Source organism: Streptomyces mabaensis (genome assembly GCF_053763515.1).
The window spans coordinates 19,205-34,434 of the sequence record NZ_JBSOPZ010000040.1; the positions used below are offsets into that span (position 1 = coordinate 19,205).

Annotated in this window: 19 protein-coding genes; 1 reads left to right on the plus strand and 18 read right to left on the minus strand. The window is 72.0% G+C overall.

Going from position 1 to position 15,230, the window contains the following annotated elements; genetic code table 11:
* Positions 1-66: 66 nt before the first annotated feature.
* From trpA to hisI, 9 genes are all read right to left on the minus strand, one after another.
* Positions 67-879: a tryptophan synthase subunit alpha gene (gene trpA / locus ACWV17_RS28580; RefSeq protein WP_455361934.1), complete on the minus strand. Its 813-nt coding sequence runs from the start codon at positions 877-879 to the stop codon at positions 67-69.
* A complete protein-coding gene (gene trpB, locus ACWV17_RS28585) occupies positions 876-2,111 on the minus strand; it encodes a tryptophan synthase subunit beta (protein WP_455361935.1) in 1,236 nt (411 codons plus the stop codon). Before trpB ends, trpA begins: the two co-directional genes overlap by 4 nt.
* Positions 2,112-2,493: 382 nt before the next feature.
* On the minus strand, positions 2,494-2,715 hold the full coding sequence (gene trpM / locus ACWV17_RS28590; RefSeq protein WP_455354368.1) for a tryptophan biosynthesis modulator TrpM: 222 nt from the start codon (positions 2,713-2,715) through the stop codon (positions 2,494-2,496).
* Positions 2,716-2,722: 7 nt separating this feature from the next.
* Positions 2,723-3,532: an indole-3-glycerol phosphate synthase TrpC gene (gene trpC, locus ACWV17_RS28595; protein ID WP_455354369.1), complete on the minus strand. Its 810-nt coding sequence runs from the start codon at positions 3,530-3,532 to the stop codon at positions 2,723-2,725.
* 147 nt (positions 3,533-3,679) lie between these two features.
* A complete protein-coding gene (locus ACWV17_RS28600) occupies positions 3,680-4,168 on the minus strand; it encodes a DUF2752 domain-containing protein (protein WP_455361936.1) in 489 nt (162 codons plus the stop codon).
* Between the two features lie 67 nt (positions 4,169-4,235).
* The gene (locus ACWV17_RS28605; RefSeq protein ID WP_455354371.1) at positions 4,236-4,481 is read right to left on the minus strand and encodes an HGxxPAAW family protein; all 246 of its coding nucleotides are present in this window, start codon (positions 4,479-4,481) and stop codon (positions 4,236-4,238) included.
* Between the two features lie 142 nt (positions 4,482-4,623).
* Positions 4,624-5,322 carry a TIGR02234 family membrane protein gene (locus tag ACWV17_RS28610; protein WP_455361937.1) on the minus strand — a complete coding sequence of 233 codons (699 nt, stop codon included), beginning with the start codon at positions 5,320-5,322 and terminating at the stop codon, positions 4,624-4,626.
* A 14-nt stretch (positions 5,323-5,336) separates the two neighbouring features.
* Positions 5,337-6,824 carry an anthranilate synthase component I gene (locus ACWV17_RS28615; RefSeq protein WP_455354373.1) on the minus strand — a complete coding sequence of 496 codons (1,488 nt, stop codon included), beginning with the start codon at positions 6,822-6,824 and terminating at the stop codon, positions 5,337-5,339.
* A gap of 15 nt (positions 6,825-6,839) precedes the next feature.
* The gene (hisI, locus tag ACWV17_RS28620) at positions 6,840-7,220 is read right to left on the minus strand and encodes a phosphoribosyl-AMP cyclohydrolase (RefSeq protein WP_455354374.1); all 381 of its coding nucleotides are present in this window, start codon (positions 7,218-7,220) and stop codon (positions 6,840-6,842) included.
* A 163-nt stretch (positions 7,221-7,383) separates the two neighbouring features.
* Here hisI and ACWV17_RS28625 point away from each other — a divergent pair, with 163 nt between their 5' ends.
* Complete coding sequence (locus tag ACWV17_RS28625) at positions 7,384-8,022, plus strand: TIGR03085 family metal-binding protein (protein ID WP_455354375.1); 639 nt, start codon at positions 7,384-7,386, stop codon at positions 8,020-8,022.
* Between the two features lie 24 nt (positions 8,023-8,046).
* Here ACWV17_RS28625 and ACWV17_RS28630 read toward each other — a convergent pair whose 3' ends face one another.
* From ACWV17_RS28630 to hisD, 9 genes are all read right to left on the minus strand, one after another.
* Positions 8,047-9,315, minus strand: a complete 1,269-nt coding sequence (locus tag ACWV17_RS28630) for an MFS transporter (RefSeq protein WP_455361938.1) — start codon at positions 9,313-9,315, stop codon at positions 8,047-8,049.
* Positions 9,316-9,447: 132 nt separating this feature from the next.
* Entirely contained in the window at positions 9,448-10,203 is a 756-nt protein-coding gene (gene hisF / locus ACWV17_RS28635; RefSeq protein WP_455354377.1) for an imidazole glycerol phosphate synthase subunit HisF, read from the minus strand.
* Positions 10,200-10,598, minus strand: coding sequence for a RidA family protein (locus ACWV17_RS28640; RefSeq protein ID WP_455354378.1), 399 nt, complete (start codon positions 10,596-10,598; stop codon positions 10,200-10,202). The genes hisF and ACWV17_RS28640 overlap by 4 nt, the downstream gene beginning before the upstream one ends.
* A 14-nt stretch (positions 10,599-10,612) precedes the next feature.
* A complete protein-coding gene (gene priA / locus ACWV17_RS28645) occupies positions 10,613-11,335 on the minus strand; it encodes a bifunctional 1-(5-phosphoribosyl)-5-((5-phosphoribosylamino)methylideneamino)imidazole-4-carboxamide isomerase/phosphoribosylanthranilate isomerase PriA (protein WP_455354379.1) in 723 nt (240 codons plus the stop codon).
* Between the two features lie 2 nt (positions 11,336-11,337).
* Positions 11,338-11,979, minus strand: coding sequence for an imidazole glycerol phosphate synthase subunit HisH (gene hisH, locus ACWV17_RS28650; protein WP_455354380.1), 642 nt, complete (start codon positions 11,977-11,979; stop codon positions 11,338-11,340).
* The gene (locus ACWV17_RS28655; protein ID WP_455354381.1) at positions 11,976-12,143 is read right to left on the minus strand and encodes a hypothetical protein; all 168 of its coding nucleotides are present in this window, start codon (positions 12,141-12,143) and stop codon (positions 11,976-11,978) included. The genes hisH and ACWV17_RS28655 overlap by 4 nt, the downstream gene beginning before the upstream one ends.
* Entirely contained in the window at positions 12,140-12,742 is a 603-nt protein-coding gene (hisB, locus tag ACWV17_RS28660; RefSeq protein WP_455354382.1) for an imidazoleglycerol-phosphate dehydratase HisB, read from the minus strand. Before hisB ends, ACWV17_RS28655 begins: the two co-directional genes overlap by 4 nt.
* Positions 12,739-13,848: a histidinol-phosphate transaminase gene (locus ACWV17_RS28665; RefSeq protein ID WP_455354383.1), complete on the minus strand. Its 1,110-nt coding sequence runs from the start codon at positions 13,846-13,848 to the stop codon at positions 12,739-12,741. The genes hisB and ACWV17_RS28665 overlap by 4 nt, the downstream gene beginning before the upstream one ends.
* The gene (gene hisD / locus ACWV17_RS28670; RefSeq protein WP_455361939.1) at positions 13,845-15,176 is read right to left on the minus strand and encodes a histidinol dehydrogenase; all 1,332 of its coding nucleotides are present in this window, start codon (positions 15,174-15,176) and stop codon (positions 13,845-13,847) included. Before hisD ends, ACWV17_RS28665 begins: the two co-directional genes overlap by 4 nt.
* Positions 15,177-15,230 lie beyond the last annotated feature (54 nt).

Consider the following 15,230-nt stretch of genomic DNA (forward strand, 5'->3'; position numbering starts at 1 on the left):
ACGAACCGGGGAGGCACTCGCGTGCCTCCCCGACCCGATATCCACCCGTACGAGCGACGCAGGGCGTCAGCGGCGACGCACGCCCGCCGCCAGTTCGCCCGCCAGCGCCCGTACGTCGGCCAGGCCCGCCGCGAGATCCGGCGCGTCCAGCAGCCGCTTGACGAACGCGGAACCGACGATCACCCCGTCCGCGAACCCGGCGACCTCCCGGGCCTGCTCGGCGTTGGACACACCGAGCCCGACACACACCGGAAGCTCGGTCGTCGCCCGCGTACGCCGCACCAGGTCCGCCGCCTGCTCACCGACCGACTCACGGGTGCCGGTGACGCCCATCAGCGAGGCCGCGTACACAAAGCCGGAACCGGCGGCCGTGATGGTGGCCAGCCGCTCGTCCTTGCTGCTCGGCGCCACCACGAACACCGTCGCGAGACCGTGCTTCCCGGCATGCTCGCGCCACTCCGCGGATTCCTGGACCGGCAGGTCGGGCAGGATGCAGCCCGCGCCGCCGGCCGCCGCCAGCTCGGCCGTGAAGCGCTCGATCCCGTACCGGTCGATCGGATTCCAGTACGTCATCACCAGCACCGGCGCACCGGTCGCCTCGTGCGCCTCGCGCACCGTACGCATCACATCGGCGATCTTGACGCCACCCCGCAGGGCGATGTCGTCGGCGGTCTGGATGACCGGCCCGTCCAGCACCGGGTCGCTGTGCGGCAGCCCGACCTCGACCACGTCGGCGCCACCCGCGATGACCGCCTTCACGGCCTCGATCCCGCCGTCCACCGTGGGGAACCCGGCCGGCAGGTACGCCACCAGCGCCGCCCGGTCCTCCCCCTTCGCCTTGGCGAGGACCTGCCCCAACAGCTCTGCGTTGCCGGTCACTTGGCCCCCTCCTCGTACAGCCCGAAGTACCGGGCAGCGGTGTCCATGTCCTTGTCGCCGCGACCGGACAGGTTGACGATCAGCAACCCGTCCTTGCCCAGCTCCCTGCCCAGCTCCAGCGCACCGGCGAGCGCGTGCGCGCTCTCGATGGCCGGGATGATCCCCTCGGTCCTGGACAGCAACCGCAGTGCCTGCATGGCCTCGTCATCGGTCACCGCGCGGTACTCGCCCCGCCCGGTGTCCTTCAGATAGGCGTGCTCGGGCCCGATCCCCGGGTAGTCCAGCCCGGCCGAGATGGAATACGGCTCGGTGATCTGCCCCTCTTCGTCCTGAAGGACATAACTCCGCGACCCGTGCAGAATCCCGGGCTCACCCGCACTCAAGGTCGCCGCATGCTCCCCGCTTTCGATGCCGTGCCCGGCCGGCTCGAAACCGACCAGCCGCACCCCCACATCCGGCAGAAACGCGTGGAACAGCCCGATGGCATTGGAGCCACCGCCCACACAAGCGGCCACCGCGTCCGGCAACCGCCCGGCCCGCTCCAGGATCTGCCGGCGCGCCTCCACACCGATGACCCGGTGGAAGTCCCGCACCATGGCCGGGAACGGATGCGGCCCCGCCACGGTCCCGAACAGGTAGTGCGTCCGGTCCACATTGGCGACCCAGTCCCGGAACGCCTCGTTGATGGCGTCCTTCAGCGTCCGGCTCCCGGACTTGACCGCCACGACCTCGGCACCCAGCATGCGCATCCGCGCCACATTGAGGGCCTGCCGCTGGGTGTCGATCTCACCCATGTAGATGGTGCACTCGAGCCCGAACAGCGCACACGCAGTGGCCGTGGCAACCCCGTGCTGCCCGGCACCGGTCTCCGCGATGACCCTCGTCTTGCCCATGCGCTTGGTGAGCAGCGCCTGCCCCAGCACGTTGTTGATCTTGTGCGACCCGGTGTGGTTCAGGTCTTCCCGCTTGAGAAAGACCCGCGCCCCACCGGCGTGCTCGGCGAACCGGGGCACCTCGGTCAGCGCACTGGGCCGCCCGGTGTAATTGACCAGCAGATCATCGAGCTCCGCGGCGAAGGCGGGATCGGCCTTCGCCTTGTCGTACTCGACGGCGACCTCGTCCACCGCGGCGACGAGCGCCTCGGGGATGAACTTGCCACCGAAGTCGCCGAAGTACCCCTCGGCGGTGGGGACATGACCGTCCGGATCCGGAATGAAGAAGTCAGAAGACATCCGACGTACTCCTCAGAGGGGGGCCATAGCCCCCGAGATGTGCCTACGGGTGGACTCACCGTCTGCGCCGACGTCCCGCACCCGGCAACGGCGGGGAGGGGACGGGCCGGAGCGGCCTGCTTTTCGGACGTAAAGCGTCGCAACTCGCGCGAAGCGCGGTGACCACGCGGCGGAGCCGCAAGTCGATTGCAGCGCAGTCCGGAAAGCAGGCCGCGGAGGACCGGCACCGCGCGCAAAACGCACGGACACCGCACCCCGGCCACAGGGCCCGGCACCGCGCGCAAAACGCACGCACACCGCACCCCGGCCACGGGGCACCGGCACCATACGCAACGCGTACAGACGCACCGCGTACAGGCACCGCACCCCGGTCACGGCGCGCTCAGCCGCGCCATCGCATGCCGTTGACCTGCCCCGGCTCCGACCCGATCACATACCGCACCCGCCGCCCGTGCACCCGCCGCGCCGGTGCCCGGCAGCCGCGCGGCCGGCAGCCACGCGCCAGCGGCGCGTGCGGCAGCCGCGCCGGCACACCGGCCGAGCGCAGCCAGACGCCAGGGCGGCGAACCCCGGCGCGGGCAGCGGGACGGCGGACACCGGTCATCGGAGCGTCAGCTCCGTCCGTGCCGGATCGCCGGGTGGGCGCCGGCCGCGACAAGATCGGCGACGGCGGACTTCGGGTCGCGCCCGGTGACCAGCGACTCGCCGACGAGCACCGCGTCGGCACCCTCGTTGGCGTAGGCGATCAGGTCGTGCGGGCCGCGCACACCAGACTCGGCGATCTTGACGATGCCGGCCGGGATCTCGGGAGCCACCCGGGCGAACGTCGAGCGGTCGACCTTCAGCGTCTTCAGGTCCCGCGCGTTGACCCCGATGATCTTCGCGCCGGCCTCGACCGCGCGCTCGGCCTCCTCCTCGTCGTGCACCTCGACGAGCGGGGTGAGCCCGATCGACTCGGCCCGCTCGATCAGCGAGACCAGGGCCTCCTGGTCGAGCGCGGCGACGATGAGCAGGATGACGTCCGCGCCGTACGCCCGCGCCTCCCACAGCTGGTAGGCGGTGACGATGAAGTCCTTGCGGAGCACCGGGATGTCGACCCGGGCCCGTACGGCCTCCAGGTCGGCCAGCGAACCGCCGAAACGGCGCTCCTCGGTCAGTACGGAGATGACGGCCGCGCCGCCCGCCTCGTAGTCGGCGGCGAGCGCTGCCGGGTCGGCGATCGCGGCGAGCGCGCCCTTCGACGGGCTGGAGCGCTTGACCTCGCAGATCACCTTGACGCTGTCGCCGCGCAGCGCGGCGACGCCGTCCTTGGCCCGGGGCGCCTTGGCGGCGCGCTCCTTGAGCTCGTCGAGGCTCACACGCGCCTGCCGCTCTGCGAGGTCGGCGCGGACACCTTCGATGATCTCGTCGAGCACACTCACGCGAGCGGCCCCCTTCCGGGACGGTGACAGTGGTCTGGCTGGTTCACGGTGGAACGGGATCAGCACTCCTGATGGTATCCGCAGGAAGGCGTAGGCCTCGCATCCGGTTGACGCCGTCCCACGACCTGGACGGGCGGAACGGTGCATTCAGGGCGCCAGAACCGCCCCGAAGGGGAGATTCCGGGCCACCGTGAAGGCCAGGACGAGGGCCCCGATCCCCCACCAGTACACGGGCCGCAGCGCGGACAGGGCCGGCTGCCACGCCCGGCCCCGTACCGCGCGCACCAGCCACACGGCGATCAGCACGGCGAAGATCCCGTACCCGAGCACGGCGAGCGCGTTGGCGCCGAAGGCGGCTGCCAGGTCACCGTGCGCGAAGGCGTGCGCGCTCCGCAGCCCGCCGCAGCCCGGGCAGAGGATCCCGGTCAGCTTCAGCAGCGGGCAGACGGGGTAGTGGCCGGGCTCGTTGGGGTCGACCGCGCCGACGTACGCGAAGCCGGCGACCACCGCGGCCAGGGCGCCGACGGGCGCCGCGAGGCGCCTGACGAGCCCCTCGCGACCGGAAGCGGGCTCTTGGGGCGCCGCAGCGGGGCCGGCGGAAGGCAACGCGGCAGGCGAGGGGGATGAGTCGTCCACCCGGCGATTGTCCCCGGTCACGACGAAAGGCGCAGCCCCGGGGGCTGCGCCTTTCGTACGAACCGGATCAGCTGCTCTGGAGCTGCGCCTCTGCACGTGCCCGCACGGGTGCGGGGGCCGGCTGCTTCTGGCCGAGACCGGCGGCCTTCATCGCCATGCCGACCACACCACCGAGCGCGACGACAACGAAGCCGGCCCAGAACCCGAGCGGGTTGGCCAGCACCATGAAGGCACCGGAAATGCAGAAACCGATAACGGCGATGGTGACACCGGTCCAGGCGGCCGGGGTGTGTCCGTGGCTGCTGCCCGCCATGAGCTTGCTCCTCGTTGCTTTCGTTGCGCTGTCGCTGGCCATTGTCCCGCACTCCGCGGGGTGAAAAGGGCCGGGGTGTCAGGAGTCACGTGTGAGGTCGGGAGTCACGCGTGGCGTGTGAAGTCAGGAGGCACGCGTGGCGTCAGGATTCACGCGTAGGGTCCTCGCCCCGGTCGAGCGCCTTCCAGAGCTCCTCGGGGCGCTCCGGGTCCACCGCGGTACGGGCGGCCCGGCGCGCCCGGGGGGTGCCGTCGCGCTCGTACCGTCCCGACATGGCGGGCCAGTTCTTGCCGTACCGAAGGGCGAGCAGCCCCGCGAGCAGGATCAGCAGGCCGCCGGCGGCCGAGACGAACGGCCAGGCCGTGTGGCTGAGGGCGTCCACGGTGGCCGTCGAGTCGGCGGCGGTGCGCGCCGCCTCCGCGTTGAGCGCGTCGCTGTCCGAGGCGCCCAGGAAGGCCGCCACAGCGGCACCCGCGCCGCTCAGCGCGAGCAGCGCGCCCACCAGCACCCGTCCGGCTCTGCGGACCGCGAACACGGCCACGAGAGCCGCCAGGCCCACGACGGCGAGCGCGGCCGGGACGCCGGTGACGTCACGGCCGTCGGCCTCCAGCGGCAGCGTTCCGCCGCCGACGGCGGCGGAACCCTCGGCCCAGGTCTGCCCCGAGGCGAGCAGCACGACCGCCGCGCCCACGGCGCCGAGCAGCAGCGCGGCGGCCACACTGCGGCGGCTGCTTCTGGCGGCCGGCACGGCTCCGGGTCCGGCTCCGGCACCTCCGGCGGCGTCAGCGTCGGCGGCATCGTCACTTGGGGTGGGGTGGGGTACGGCACTCACGCACCCCACTATCCCCTACCGCTTCACGAACCGTGGAGGCGGTTCGCGGTGCTCACCGCGCGCAGTACGGCCGCCGCCTTGTTGCGGCACTCCGTGTCCTCGGCAACCGGGTCCGAGTCGGCGACGACACCCGCCCCGGCCTGGACGTACGCCGTGCCGTCGCGCAGCAGCGCAGTGCGGATGGCGATGGCGGTGTCGGAGTCGCCGGCGAAGTCGAGATATCCGACGCAGCCGCCGTACAGACCGCGCCGCGTGGGCTCCAGCTCTTCGATGATCTGCATGGCGCGCGGCTTGGGAGCCCCGGAGAGGGTTCCGGCCGGGAAGCAGGCGGTGAGCACGTCGAAAGCGGTCCGGCCGTCGGCGACCTTGCCGGTCACGGTGGACACGATGTGCATCACGTGGGAGTACCGCTCGATCGACATGAAGTCGACGACCTCGACGCTGCCGGGCTCGCACACCCGCCCCAGGTCGTTACGGCCGAGGTCGACGAGCATCAGGTGCTCGGCGCGCTCCTTGGGGTCCGCGAGCAGCTCGTCGGCCAGGGCCTGGTCCTCCTGCGGGGTGGCGCCGCGGTGCCGGGTGCCGGCGATCGGGTGCACCATGGCCTGCCCGTCCTCGACCTTGACCAGCGCCTCCGGGCTGGACCCGACGACGTCGAAGCCGTCGAAGCGGAAGAGGTACATGTACGGCGACGGGTTGGTGGCCCGCAGGACCCGGTACACGTCCAGTGCGCTCGCGTGGCACGGCGTCTCGAAGCGCTGGGACGGTACGACCTGGAACGCCTCGCCCGCGCGGATGCGCTCCTTGATGTCGTCGACGGCGGACTGGTACGCCTCGCCGCCCCAGAGCGCGGAGAACTCGGGCAGCTCGGAGGGCGGCAGTGCGGCCGGGACGCCGGCGACCGACCGGGCGAGGTCGGCCTCCATGGCGTCGAGGCGGGCGACGGCGTCGGCGTAGGCCTCGTCGATGCCCGTTTCGAGGTCGTTGTGGTTGATGGCGTTGGCGATCAGCAGGACGGTGCCGTCCCAGTGGTCCAGTACCGCGAGGTCCGAGGTGAGCAGCATGGTCAGCTCGGGCAGCTTCAGATCGTCCCGCGTGCTGTCGCCGATCTTCTCCAGGCGGCGGACGATGTCGTATCCGAGGTAGCCGACCATGCCGCCGGTGAACGGCGGCAGGCCGCCCGCCAGGTCCCGGGGGGTGTGCAGGGTCTCGACGGTCGCCCGCAGGGCCTGGAGCGGGTCGCCGCCGGCCGGGACGCCGACCGGCGGGGTGCCGATCCAGTGGGCCTCGCCGTCGCGTGCGGTGAGCGTGGCGGCGCTGCGTACGCCGATGAAGGAGTACCGGGACCAGGAGCGGCCGTTCTCGGCGGACTCCAGCAGGAAGGTGCCCTCGCGCTCGGCGGCCAGTTTGCGGTAGAGCCCGACCGGAGTGTCGCCGTCCGCCAGCAGCCTGCGGCTGACGGGGATGACGCGGCGGTCGGCGGCCAGCTTGCGGAACGTCTCGAGATCCATGGCGGCTGAGCCTACCTACTGTCCAAGGGGGAGTTGATCGGCATCGAAACATGTGCGGTCGCCGGTGTGACAGGCGGCGCCGACCTGGTCGACCTTCACCAGGACGGTGTCCCCGTCGCAGTCCAGGGCCACGGATTTGACGTGCTGGACGTGCCCGGAGGTGTCGCCCTTGACCCAGTACTCCTGCCGGCTGCGGCTCCAGTAGGTGCAGCGGCCGGTGGTGAGGGTGCGGTGCAGCGCCTCGTCGTCCATCCAGCCGAGCATGAGCACCTCGCCGGTGTCGTACTGCTGGGCGATCGCGGGGACGAGGCCGTCGGCGCCGCGCTTGAGGCGGGCGGCGACGGCGGGGTCCAGGCCGCCGCTCGGGGAAGGAGTCTGGGGCGTCGTGCTGGTCATGGGGCCATTCTGCCGTGACGGCGCGGCCCGGCGGGCGGATGTCCGGCAGGTGGGCGGCCCGGGTGGGCGGACAGGCTGCGGCCTCGGGCAGGCCGGGCCGGACGGGCCGCGCCCGCGGGCGGTGCCGTGGCAGCGCTGCGCATCCGGTCGTACGCTGGCAGCCATGTCGACCCATGCGAAGCGTGAACGGCTACTTTTCGCCGATCTGTTGGAAGCGGCCGGGCCTGATGCCCTGACCCTGTGCGACGGCTGGAAGACCCGCGATCTCGCCGCGCATGAGGTGGTGCGCGAGCGCCGCCCCGACGCGGCGGGCGGGCTGTTGCTCGGCGCGCTGAGGCCGCGTCTGGAGCGGGTGCAGGCGGAGTACGCGTCGAAGCCGTACGAAGAGCTGATCCAGCTGATCCGCACCGGGCCGCCGCGGATGTCGCCGTACGCCCTCAAGCCGATCGACGAGGCGGCGAACGCGGTGGAGTTCTACGTGCACGCCGAGGACGTCCGGCGGGCGCAGCAGGACTGGACGCCGCGCGATCTCGATCCGGTGTTCGCCGATGTCCTGTGGAGCCGCCTGGAGAAGGTGGCGCGGGTGCTGGGCCGCAAGGCGCCGGTCGGGCTGGTGCTGCGCCGCCCGGACGGCCAGACGGCGGTGGCGCACCGCGGCACCCCGGTGGTCACGGTGACGGGTGAGCCGGGTGAGCTGACGCTGTTCGCCTTCGGGCGGCAGGACGCGGCTCGGGTGGAGCTGGACGGCGACAAGGAGGCGATCGCCAAGCTGCACGGGGCGAGGCTCGGCCTGACGTCCTGACGCCTTCACTCCTGACGTCGACCGTTACGGCAGTTCCGCGCGGCGCAGGGCCGGTGTGCACAGTCCGATGACACCGCTCACCGCGCAGATCGCTGCGCTGGCGACGAACACCGGCTGCAGGCCCCACACGCCGATGGCCGCACCGGTGAGCGGGAAGCTGAGCGGCGCGACCCCGAGGCTGAAGAGGCTGCAGACGGAGGTGACCCGGCCCAGGTAGGCCGGGTCGGTGGTGGTCTGTACGAGGGCGTGGCACAGCGCGCCGCTGAGCCCTGCCAGCAGGCCGATGCCCACGCCGACGGCGGCCGCGGCGGGCACGGAGGGCACGAAGGCGAGCGCACCGATCGCGACCGCGCCGAGGGCCAGTGACCATCCCTGTACCAGACCGGCCCGCGGCAGCCGCCCGCGTACGGCCAGCAACAGCGAGGCCACGCCCGCTCCCGCGCCGAAGCCGCCGACGGTCCAGCCCATGCCGGCCGCGCCCCAGCCGCGGTCCTCGGCGAGGAGGGTCAGTCCGACGTTGAGCGGGCCGACGAAGCCCAGGTCGCCGATGGCGATGACCAGCACGAGCGGGGCGAGGACGCGGTGCCGGCGAATGTACCGCAGCCCGTCGGCCAGATCGCGGCCCAGCGTGTCCCGCCGGCCGGGCTCCCGACCCGCCGTCGGCAGCGGGGCGACCCGTACGGCCAGCAGCAGGGCCAGCGACACGGCGAACAGCGCGCCGGCCACCAGGAACGCGGCGGCCGACCCGCCCGCGGCGACCGCCAGCCCGCCCAGCGGCGCGCCCGCGACATTGCCGACGCGCATCGCGAGGCCGCGCAGGCCCTGGACGCGGGTGAGTTGCCCGGGCGTGGTGATCCGGGGTGGCAGCGCGCCGACCGCGGGCATGAAGAGCGCGTCGACCGCGCCGAAGAGCAGTGCGGCCACGGCGAGCAGCCACAGCCCGGGCCGGGCGGCGAACAGCACCGCGGCCACGGAGAGGATCACCAGGCACCGCACGAGATCGCTGCCGATGACGACCCGCCGGGGCCCGAACCGGTCGGCGATCACTCCGCCACCGAGCATGAGCACGGCCCGCGGCAGTGCCCCGAGGGCGAGCACGAGCCCGGCCTGGGACGCACTGCCGGCCTGGACGGCGGCCCAGGACAGGGCGACGAAGTACACGCTGTCCCCGACGAGCGAGGCGGTGTAAGCACCGAGCCACCGCAGCACATTGCCGTCCCGGTGCGCGGGGCGTTCCCGGGGCGCGGGCCTGGGCGCGGATACGGCGGTGCCGGCTCCCGTGCTGGCGGGCATCGTCGGGGTCCTCTCAGGTCCGGAACGGGAAGCCGTACACGTGCAGCGCGACGTTCTCGCGACCGAAGGAGACACTGCGCCCCGGCGTAGCTCGCGATACCCCCTGGCCGTCGGGCCGGGGGTTGCCCCGGGTCAGCGCACCGGGTGGCCCGCCTCGCGCAGCGCGGCCTTCACCTCGGAGATGCGCAGGTCGCCGAAGTGGAAGACCGTGGCGGCCAGTACCGCGTCCGCGCCCGCCGTGATCGCCGGCGGGAAGTCGGCCAGCTTGCCGGCGCCGCCGGACGCGATGACCGGGACGGTGACGTGCTTGCGCACCGCCGCGATCATCTCGGTGTCGTAGCCGTCCTTGGTGCCGTCGGCGTCCATCGAGTTGAGCAGGATCTCCCCCGCGCCCAGCTCGGCGGCCCGGTGCGCCCACTCGACGGCGTCGATGCCGGTGCCGCGGCGGCCACCGTGGGTGGTGACCTCGAAGGCCCCCGCCTCGTTGCGGCGGGCGTCGACGGACAGGACCAGCACCTGGCGGCCGAACCGCTCCGCGATCTCGCGGATCAGCTCGGGGCGCGCGATGGCCGCGGTGTTCACGCCCACCTTGTCGGCGCCGGCGCGCAGCAGCTTGTCCACATCGTCCGCGGTGCGCACGCCGCCGCCCACGGTCAGCGGGATGAAGACCTGCTCGGCGGTGCGCCGCACCACGTCGTACGTGGTCTCGCGGTCGCCGGAGGACGCCGTGATGTCCAGGAACGTCAGCTCGTCGGCGCCCTCGGCGTCGTACAGCTTGGCCATCTCGACCGGGTCGCCGGCGTCCCGCAGGTTCTGGAAGTTGACCCCCTTGACGACCCGGCCGTTGTCCACGTCCAGGCAGGGGATGACCCTTACGGCCAGCGTCATTCAGGGGCTCCTCGGAATGCTTCGACTTCCACTTCGACCAGGATGCGCGGGTCGACGAATCCCTCCACCACGAGAAGGGTCGCGGCCGGGCGCACGGAGTCGAACAGCTCCTTGTGCGCCCGGGACACCTCGTCGACGTCCCGCGCATGGGTCAGGTACATGCGGGTCCGGATGACCGACTCGGCGCCGAGTCCGAACTCCGCCAGCGCCTCCAGCGCGTTGCCGAAGGCGACCTTGGTCTGTTCGTACGGGTCGCCCTCGCCGTAAAGCACCCGGCCCTTGAAGGACGTGGTACCCGATACGGAGACCCGGTCGCCGGCCGCGACGGCGCGAGCGAAGCCGATGGTCTCCTCCCAGGGACTTCCGCTCTGCACGCGCCGCACTTCGCCGGTCATCCGACTCCGTTCGCTCAACGAGTCGCCGCCAGTGCTTCTTCCAGCGTGAACGCCTTCGCGTACAGCGCCTTGCCGACGATGGCGCCCTCCACCCCCTGCGGGACGAGCGACGCGATCGCGCGCAGGTCGTCCAGCGAGGAGACGCCGCCGGAGGCGACGACGGGCTTGTCGGTGGCCGCGCAGACGTTCTTCAGCAGCTCCAGGTTCGGGCCCTGAAGCGTGCCGTCCTTGGCGATGTCGGTGACGACGTAGCGGGCGCAGCCCTCCGAGTCCAGGCGCGCCAGCGTCTCGTACAGGTCGCCGCCGTCGCGGGTCCAGCCGCGGCCGCGCAGCGTGGTTCCGCGTACGTCCAGACCGACCGCGATCTTGTCGCCGTGCTCGGCGATGACCTTGGCGACCCACTCGGGGGTCTCCAGCGCGGCCGTCCCGAGGTTGACCCGGGTGCAGCCGGTGGCCAGGGCGGCGGCGAGGGAGGCGTCGTCGCGGATACCGCCCGACAGCTCGACCTTGATGTCCATGGAACGGGCGACCTCGGCGATCTGCGCCCGGTTGTCCCCGGTGCCGAAGGCGGCGTCGAGGTCGACCAGGTGCAGCCACTCGGCTCCCGCGCGCTGCCAGGTGAGGGCCGCCTGCAGCGGGTCGCCGTAGGAGGTCTCCGAGCCGGACTCGCCATGGACGAGGCGTACGGCCTGACCGTCGCGGACGTCGACGGCGGGGAGGAGTTCGAGCTTGGCCATGTTCAGAAGGTCCCAATCCAGTTGGTCAGCAGCTGGGCTCCGGCGTCGCCGGACTTCTCGGGGTGGAACTGGGTGGCCCACAGGGCCCGGTTCTCCACGGCCGCCACGAAAGGCTCGCCGTGTGTGGCCCAGGTGACCCGGGGGGCGCGGATCTTCGGGTTGGTGATTTCGAGGGTCCAGTCGTGCACCGCGTACGAGTGCACGAAGTAGAAGCGGGCGTCGGCGTCGAGGCCCGCGAACAGCTCGGAGTCCGCCGGGGCCTTGACCGTGTTCCACCCCATGTGGGGCACGATCGGGGCCTTGAGCGGGGCGACCGTACCGGGCCACTCGTCGAGGCCGTCGGTCTCGTCACCGTGCTCGATGCCGCGCTCGAAGAGGATCTGCATGCCTACGCAGATGCCCATGACGGGGCGTCCGCCGGAGAGCCTGCGGTCGATGATCCAGTCGCCGCGCGCCTCCTTGAGGCCCTTCATACAGGCCGAGAAGGCTCCCACGCCGGGGACGAGCAGCCCGTCGGCGTTCATGGCCTCGTCGTAGTCGCGGGTGATGGTGACGTCCGCGCCGACGCGGGCGAGGGCCCGCTCGGCGGAGCGGACGTTGCCGAATCCGTAGTCGAAGACGACGACCTTCTTGGTTGCGCTCATTGCCAGATTCCTTGGATCCGCAGGACGCCGGCGAGCAGGCACATCGCCGAGCCGATGGCGAGCAGCACGATCAGGCCCTTGGGCATCTGCTGCTTGGAGAAGGAGTAGACACCTCCGGCGAGGAAGAGTCCGACGACGATCAGGACCGTGGAAAGGCCGGTCACAGGGCGCCCTTGGTGGAGGGCAGGATTCCGGCGGCGCGCGGGTCGTGCTCGCTGGCGTAGCGCAGCGCGCGGGCCAGCGCCTTGAACTGGCATTCCACGATGTGGTGGGCGTTGCGCCCGTACGGGACGTGGACGTGCAGCGCTATCTGCGCCTGCGCGACGAACGACTCCAGGATGTGCCGGGTCATCGTCGTGTCGTACTCGCCGATCATCGGCGCCATGTTCTCCGGCTCGGTGTGCACGAGGTACGGCCGGCCGGAGAGGTCCACGGTGACCTGGGCGAGCGACTCGTCCAGCGGCACGGTGCAGTTGCCGAAGCGGTAGATGCCGACCTTGTCGCCGAGCGCCTGCTTGAAGGCGGCGCCCAGGGCGAGGGCGGTGTCCTCGATGGTGTGGTGCGAGTCGATGTGCAGGTCGCCGTCGGTCTTGACCGTGAGGTCGAAGAGGCCGTGGCGGCCGAGCTGGTCGAGCATGTGGTCGTAGAACCCGACCCCGGTCGACACATCGACCTTGCCGGTGCCGTCGAGGTTGATCTCGACGACGACCGAGGTCTCCTTGGTGGTCCGTTCAATTCTTCCTACGCGACCCGCGCGAGTCATGCGCTCTGCTCCTTCTTGACTGTGCGAACCGCTTCCAGGAACGCGTCGTTCTCGGCCGGGGTGCCCGCGGTGACCCGCAGCCGCCCCGGTACGCCGTTGTCACGGACCAGGACGCCGTGGTCGAGGATCTCCTGCCAGGCCGCATGGGCGTCCGCGAAGCGGCCGAACTGGATGAAGTTCGCGTCCGACTCGGTGACCTCGAAGCCGAGCGCCCGCAGCTCGGTGACCAGGCGGTCCCGCTCGGCCTTGAGCTGTTCGACGTACCCGAGCAGCGTATCGGTGTGCTCCAGCGCGGCGAGCGCGGTGGCCTGCGTGACGGCGGACAGGTGGTACGGCAGGCGGACCAGCTGTACGGCGTCGACGACGGCGGGGTGTGCGGCGAGGTAGCCGAGACGCAGTCCGGCCGCGCCGAAGGCCTTGGACATGGTGCGGGACAGGACGAGATTCGGCCGGCCCTCGATGAGCGGCAGCAGCGAGGGGTGGTGGCTGAATTCGCCGTACGCCTCGTCGACCACCACCAGGGACGGCTTGGCCGCCTGCGCCGCCTCGTACAGGGCCAGCACGGTCCCGGCGTCGACGGCCGTACCGGTGGGGTTGTTGGGCGAGGTGATGAAGACGACGTCGGGCCGCTGCTCGGCGATGGTCCGCGCGGCCTCGGGCACGTCCAGGCTGAAGTCCTCGCGGCGCGGTCCGGAGAGCCAGCCGGTGCCGGTGCCGCGCGAGATGAGGGCGTGCATCGAGTACGACGGCTCGAAGCCGATGGCCGTGCGGCCGGGGCCGCCGAAGGTCTGCAGAAGCTGCTGGATGACCTCGTTGGAGCCGTTGGCAGCCCAGACGTTGGCCGTGGAGACCGGGTGCCCGGCCGTGCGCGTCAGGTACTTCGCCAGCTCGGTGCGCAGCTCGACCGCGTCCCGGTCGGGGTAGCGGTTGAGGTGGCGGGCGGCCTCGCGGACGCGCTCGGCGATCCGCTCGACCAGCGGCTCGGGCAGCGGGTAGGGGTTCTCGTTGGTGTTCAGCCGTACGGGTACGTCGAGCTGGGGCGCGCCGTACGGCGACTTGCCGCGCAGCTCGTCGCGGATGGGGAGGTCGTCGATTCCGATGCTCACTTGCCGGGCACCTTCCAGCCGAACCTTGCCTTGAGAGCGGCGCCGTGCGCGGGCAGGTCCTCCGCCTCGGCGAGCGTCACCACGTGGTGGGTGACCTCGGCCAGCGCGTCGCGTGTGTAGTCCACGAGGTGGATGCCGCGCAGGAAGGACTGGACGGACAGCCCGGAGGAGTGGCAGGCACAACCGCCGGTCGGCAGGACGTGGTTGGAGCCGGCGCAGTAGTCGCCGAGCGAGACGGGCGCGTAGGGGCCGACGAAGATCGCGCCCGCGTTGCGGACCCGCGCGGCCACCGCGGCGGCGTCGGCGGTCTGGATCTCCAGGTGCTCGGCGCCGTACGCGTCGACGACCCGCAGGCCCTCGTCGATGCCGTCGACCAGGACGATCGCGGACTGCTTGCCGGACAGGGCCGGCACGATCCGGTCCTCGACGTGCTTGGTCGCGGCGATCTGCGGCTCCAGCTCCTTCTCGACCGCGTCGGCCAGCTCGAGCGAGTCGGTGACCAGGACGGCCGCGGCGAGCGGGTCGTGCTCGGCCTGGCTGATCAGGTCGGCGGCGACGTGCACCGGGTCGGCCGTGGAGTCGGCGAGGACCGCGATCTCGGTGGGGCCGGCCTCGGTGTCGATGCCGATCCGGCCGGTGAAGTAGCGCTTGGCGGCGGCGACCCAGACATTGCCGGGGCCGGTGACCATGTTGGCGGGGGGGCACCCGTCCGGGCCCGAGGTGCCGTACGCGAACATGGCGACGGCCTGGGCGCCGCCGGCCGCGTACACCTCGTCGACGCCGAGCAGGGCGCAGGCGGCGAGGATCGTCGGGTGCGGCAGGCCGCCGAACTCCTTCTGCGGCGGGGAGGCCAGCGCGATGGACTCGACGCCCGCCTCCTGCGCCGGGACCACGTTCATGACCACGGACGACGGATACACGGAACGGCCGCCCGGCGCGTACAGCCCGACCCGCTCGACCGGCACCCACTTCTCGGTGACCGTGCCGCCGGGCACGACCTGCGTGGTGTGCTCGGCGCGGCGCTGCGCGCGGTGCACGATGCGGGCGCGCCGGATGGATTCCTCCAGGGCGGCCCGGACGGCGGGATCCAGCCGCTCCAGCGCCTCGGCGAGCGCCTCGGCCGGAACGCGTACGCGCTCCAGCCGCACGCCGTCGAACTTCTCCGCGTACTCGATCAGCGCCGCCGTGCCACGATGGCGTACGTCCTCGCAGATGGGCCGCACCTTCTCCAGGGCGGCTTCCACGTCGAACTCGGCACGGGGCAGCAGGTCGCGCAGGGCGGCACCCTCGGGGAGGGCGTCGCCGCGCAGGTCGATACGTGAGATCACGTGGCCAATTCTCTCAGACCGTCCCAGACCGCCGGACGTCTGTATCACTGGCTG

Coding starts and splice junctions, on each gene's coding strand:
- ACWV17_RS28630 (WP_455361938.1), bottom strand. CDS start 9,315: ATGCCCGCCAGCACGGGAGCCGGCACCGCCGTATCCGCGCCCAGGCCC.
- ACWV17_RS28615 (WP_455354373.1), bottom strand. CDS start 6,824: ATGGATCTCGAGACGTTCCGCAAGCTGGCCGCCGACCGCCGCGTCATC.
- ACWV17_RS28605 (WP_455354371.1), bottom strand. CDS start 4,481: ATGGCGGGCAGCAGCCACGGACACACCCCGGCCGCCTGGACCGGTGTC.
- hisI (WP_455354374.1), bottom strand. CDS start 7,220: ATGACCAGCACGACGCCCCAGACTCCTTCCCCGAGCGGCGGCCTGGAC.
- trpB (WP_455361935.1), bottom strand. CDS start 2,111: ATGTCTTCTGACTTCTTCATTCCGGATCCGGACGGTCATGTCCCCACC.
- ACWV17_RS28625 (WP_455354375.1), top strand. CDS start 7,384: ATGTCGACCCATGCGAAGCGTGAACGGCTACTTTTCGCCGATCTGTTG.
- priA (WP_455354379.1), bottom strand. CDS start 11,335: ATGGCCAAGCTCGAACTCCTCCCCGCCGTCGACGTCCGCGACGGTCAG.
- trpM (WP_455354368.1), bottom strand. CDS start 2,715: ATGACCGGTGTCCGCCGTCCCGCTGCCCGCGCCGGGGTTCGCCGCCCT.
- ACWV17_RS28640 (WP_455354378.1), bottom strand. CDS start 10,598: ATGACCGGCGAAGTGCGGCGCGTGCAGAGCGGAAGTCCCTGGGAGGAG.
- hisF (WP_455354377.1), bottom strand. CDS start 10,203: ATGACGCTGGCCGTAAGGGTCATCCCCTGCCTGGACGTGGACAACGGC.
- hisH (WP_455354380.1), bottom strand. CDS start 11,979: ATGAGCGCAACCAAGAAGGTCGTCGTCTTCGACTACGGATTCGGCAAC.
- hisB (WP_455354382.1), bottom strand. CDS start 12,742: ATGACTCGCGCGGGTCGCGTAGGAAGAATTGAACGGACCACCAAGGAG.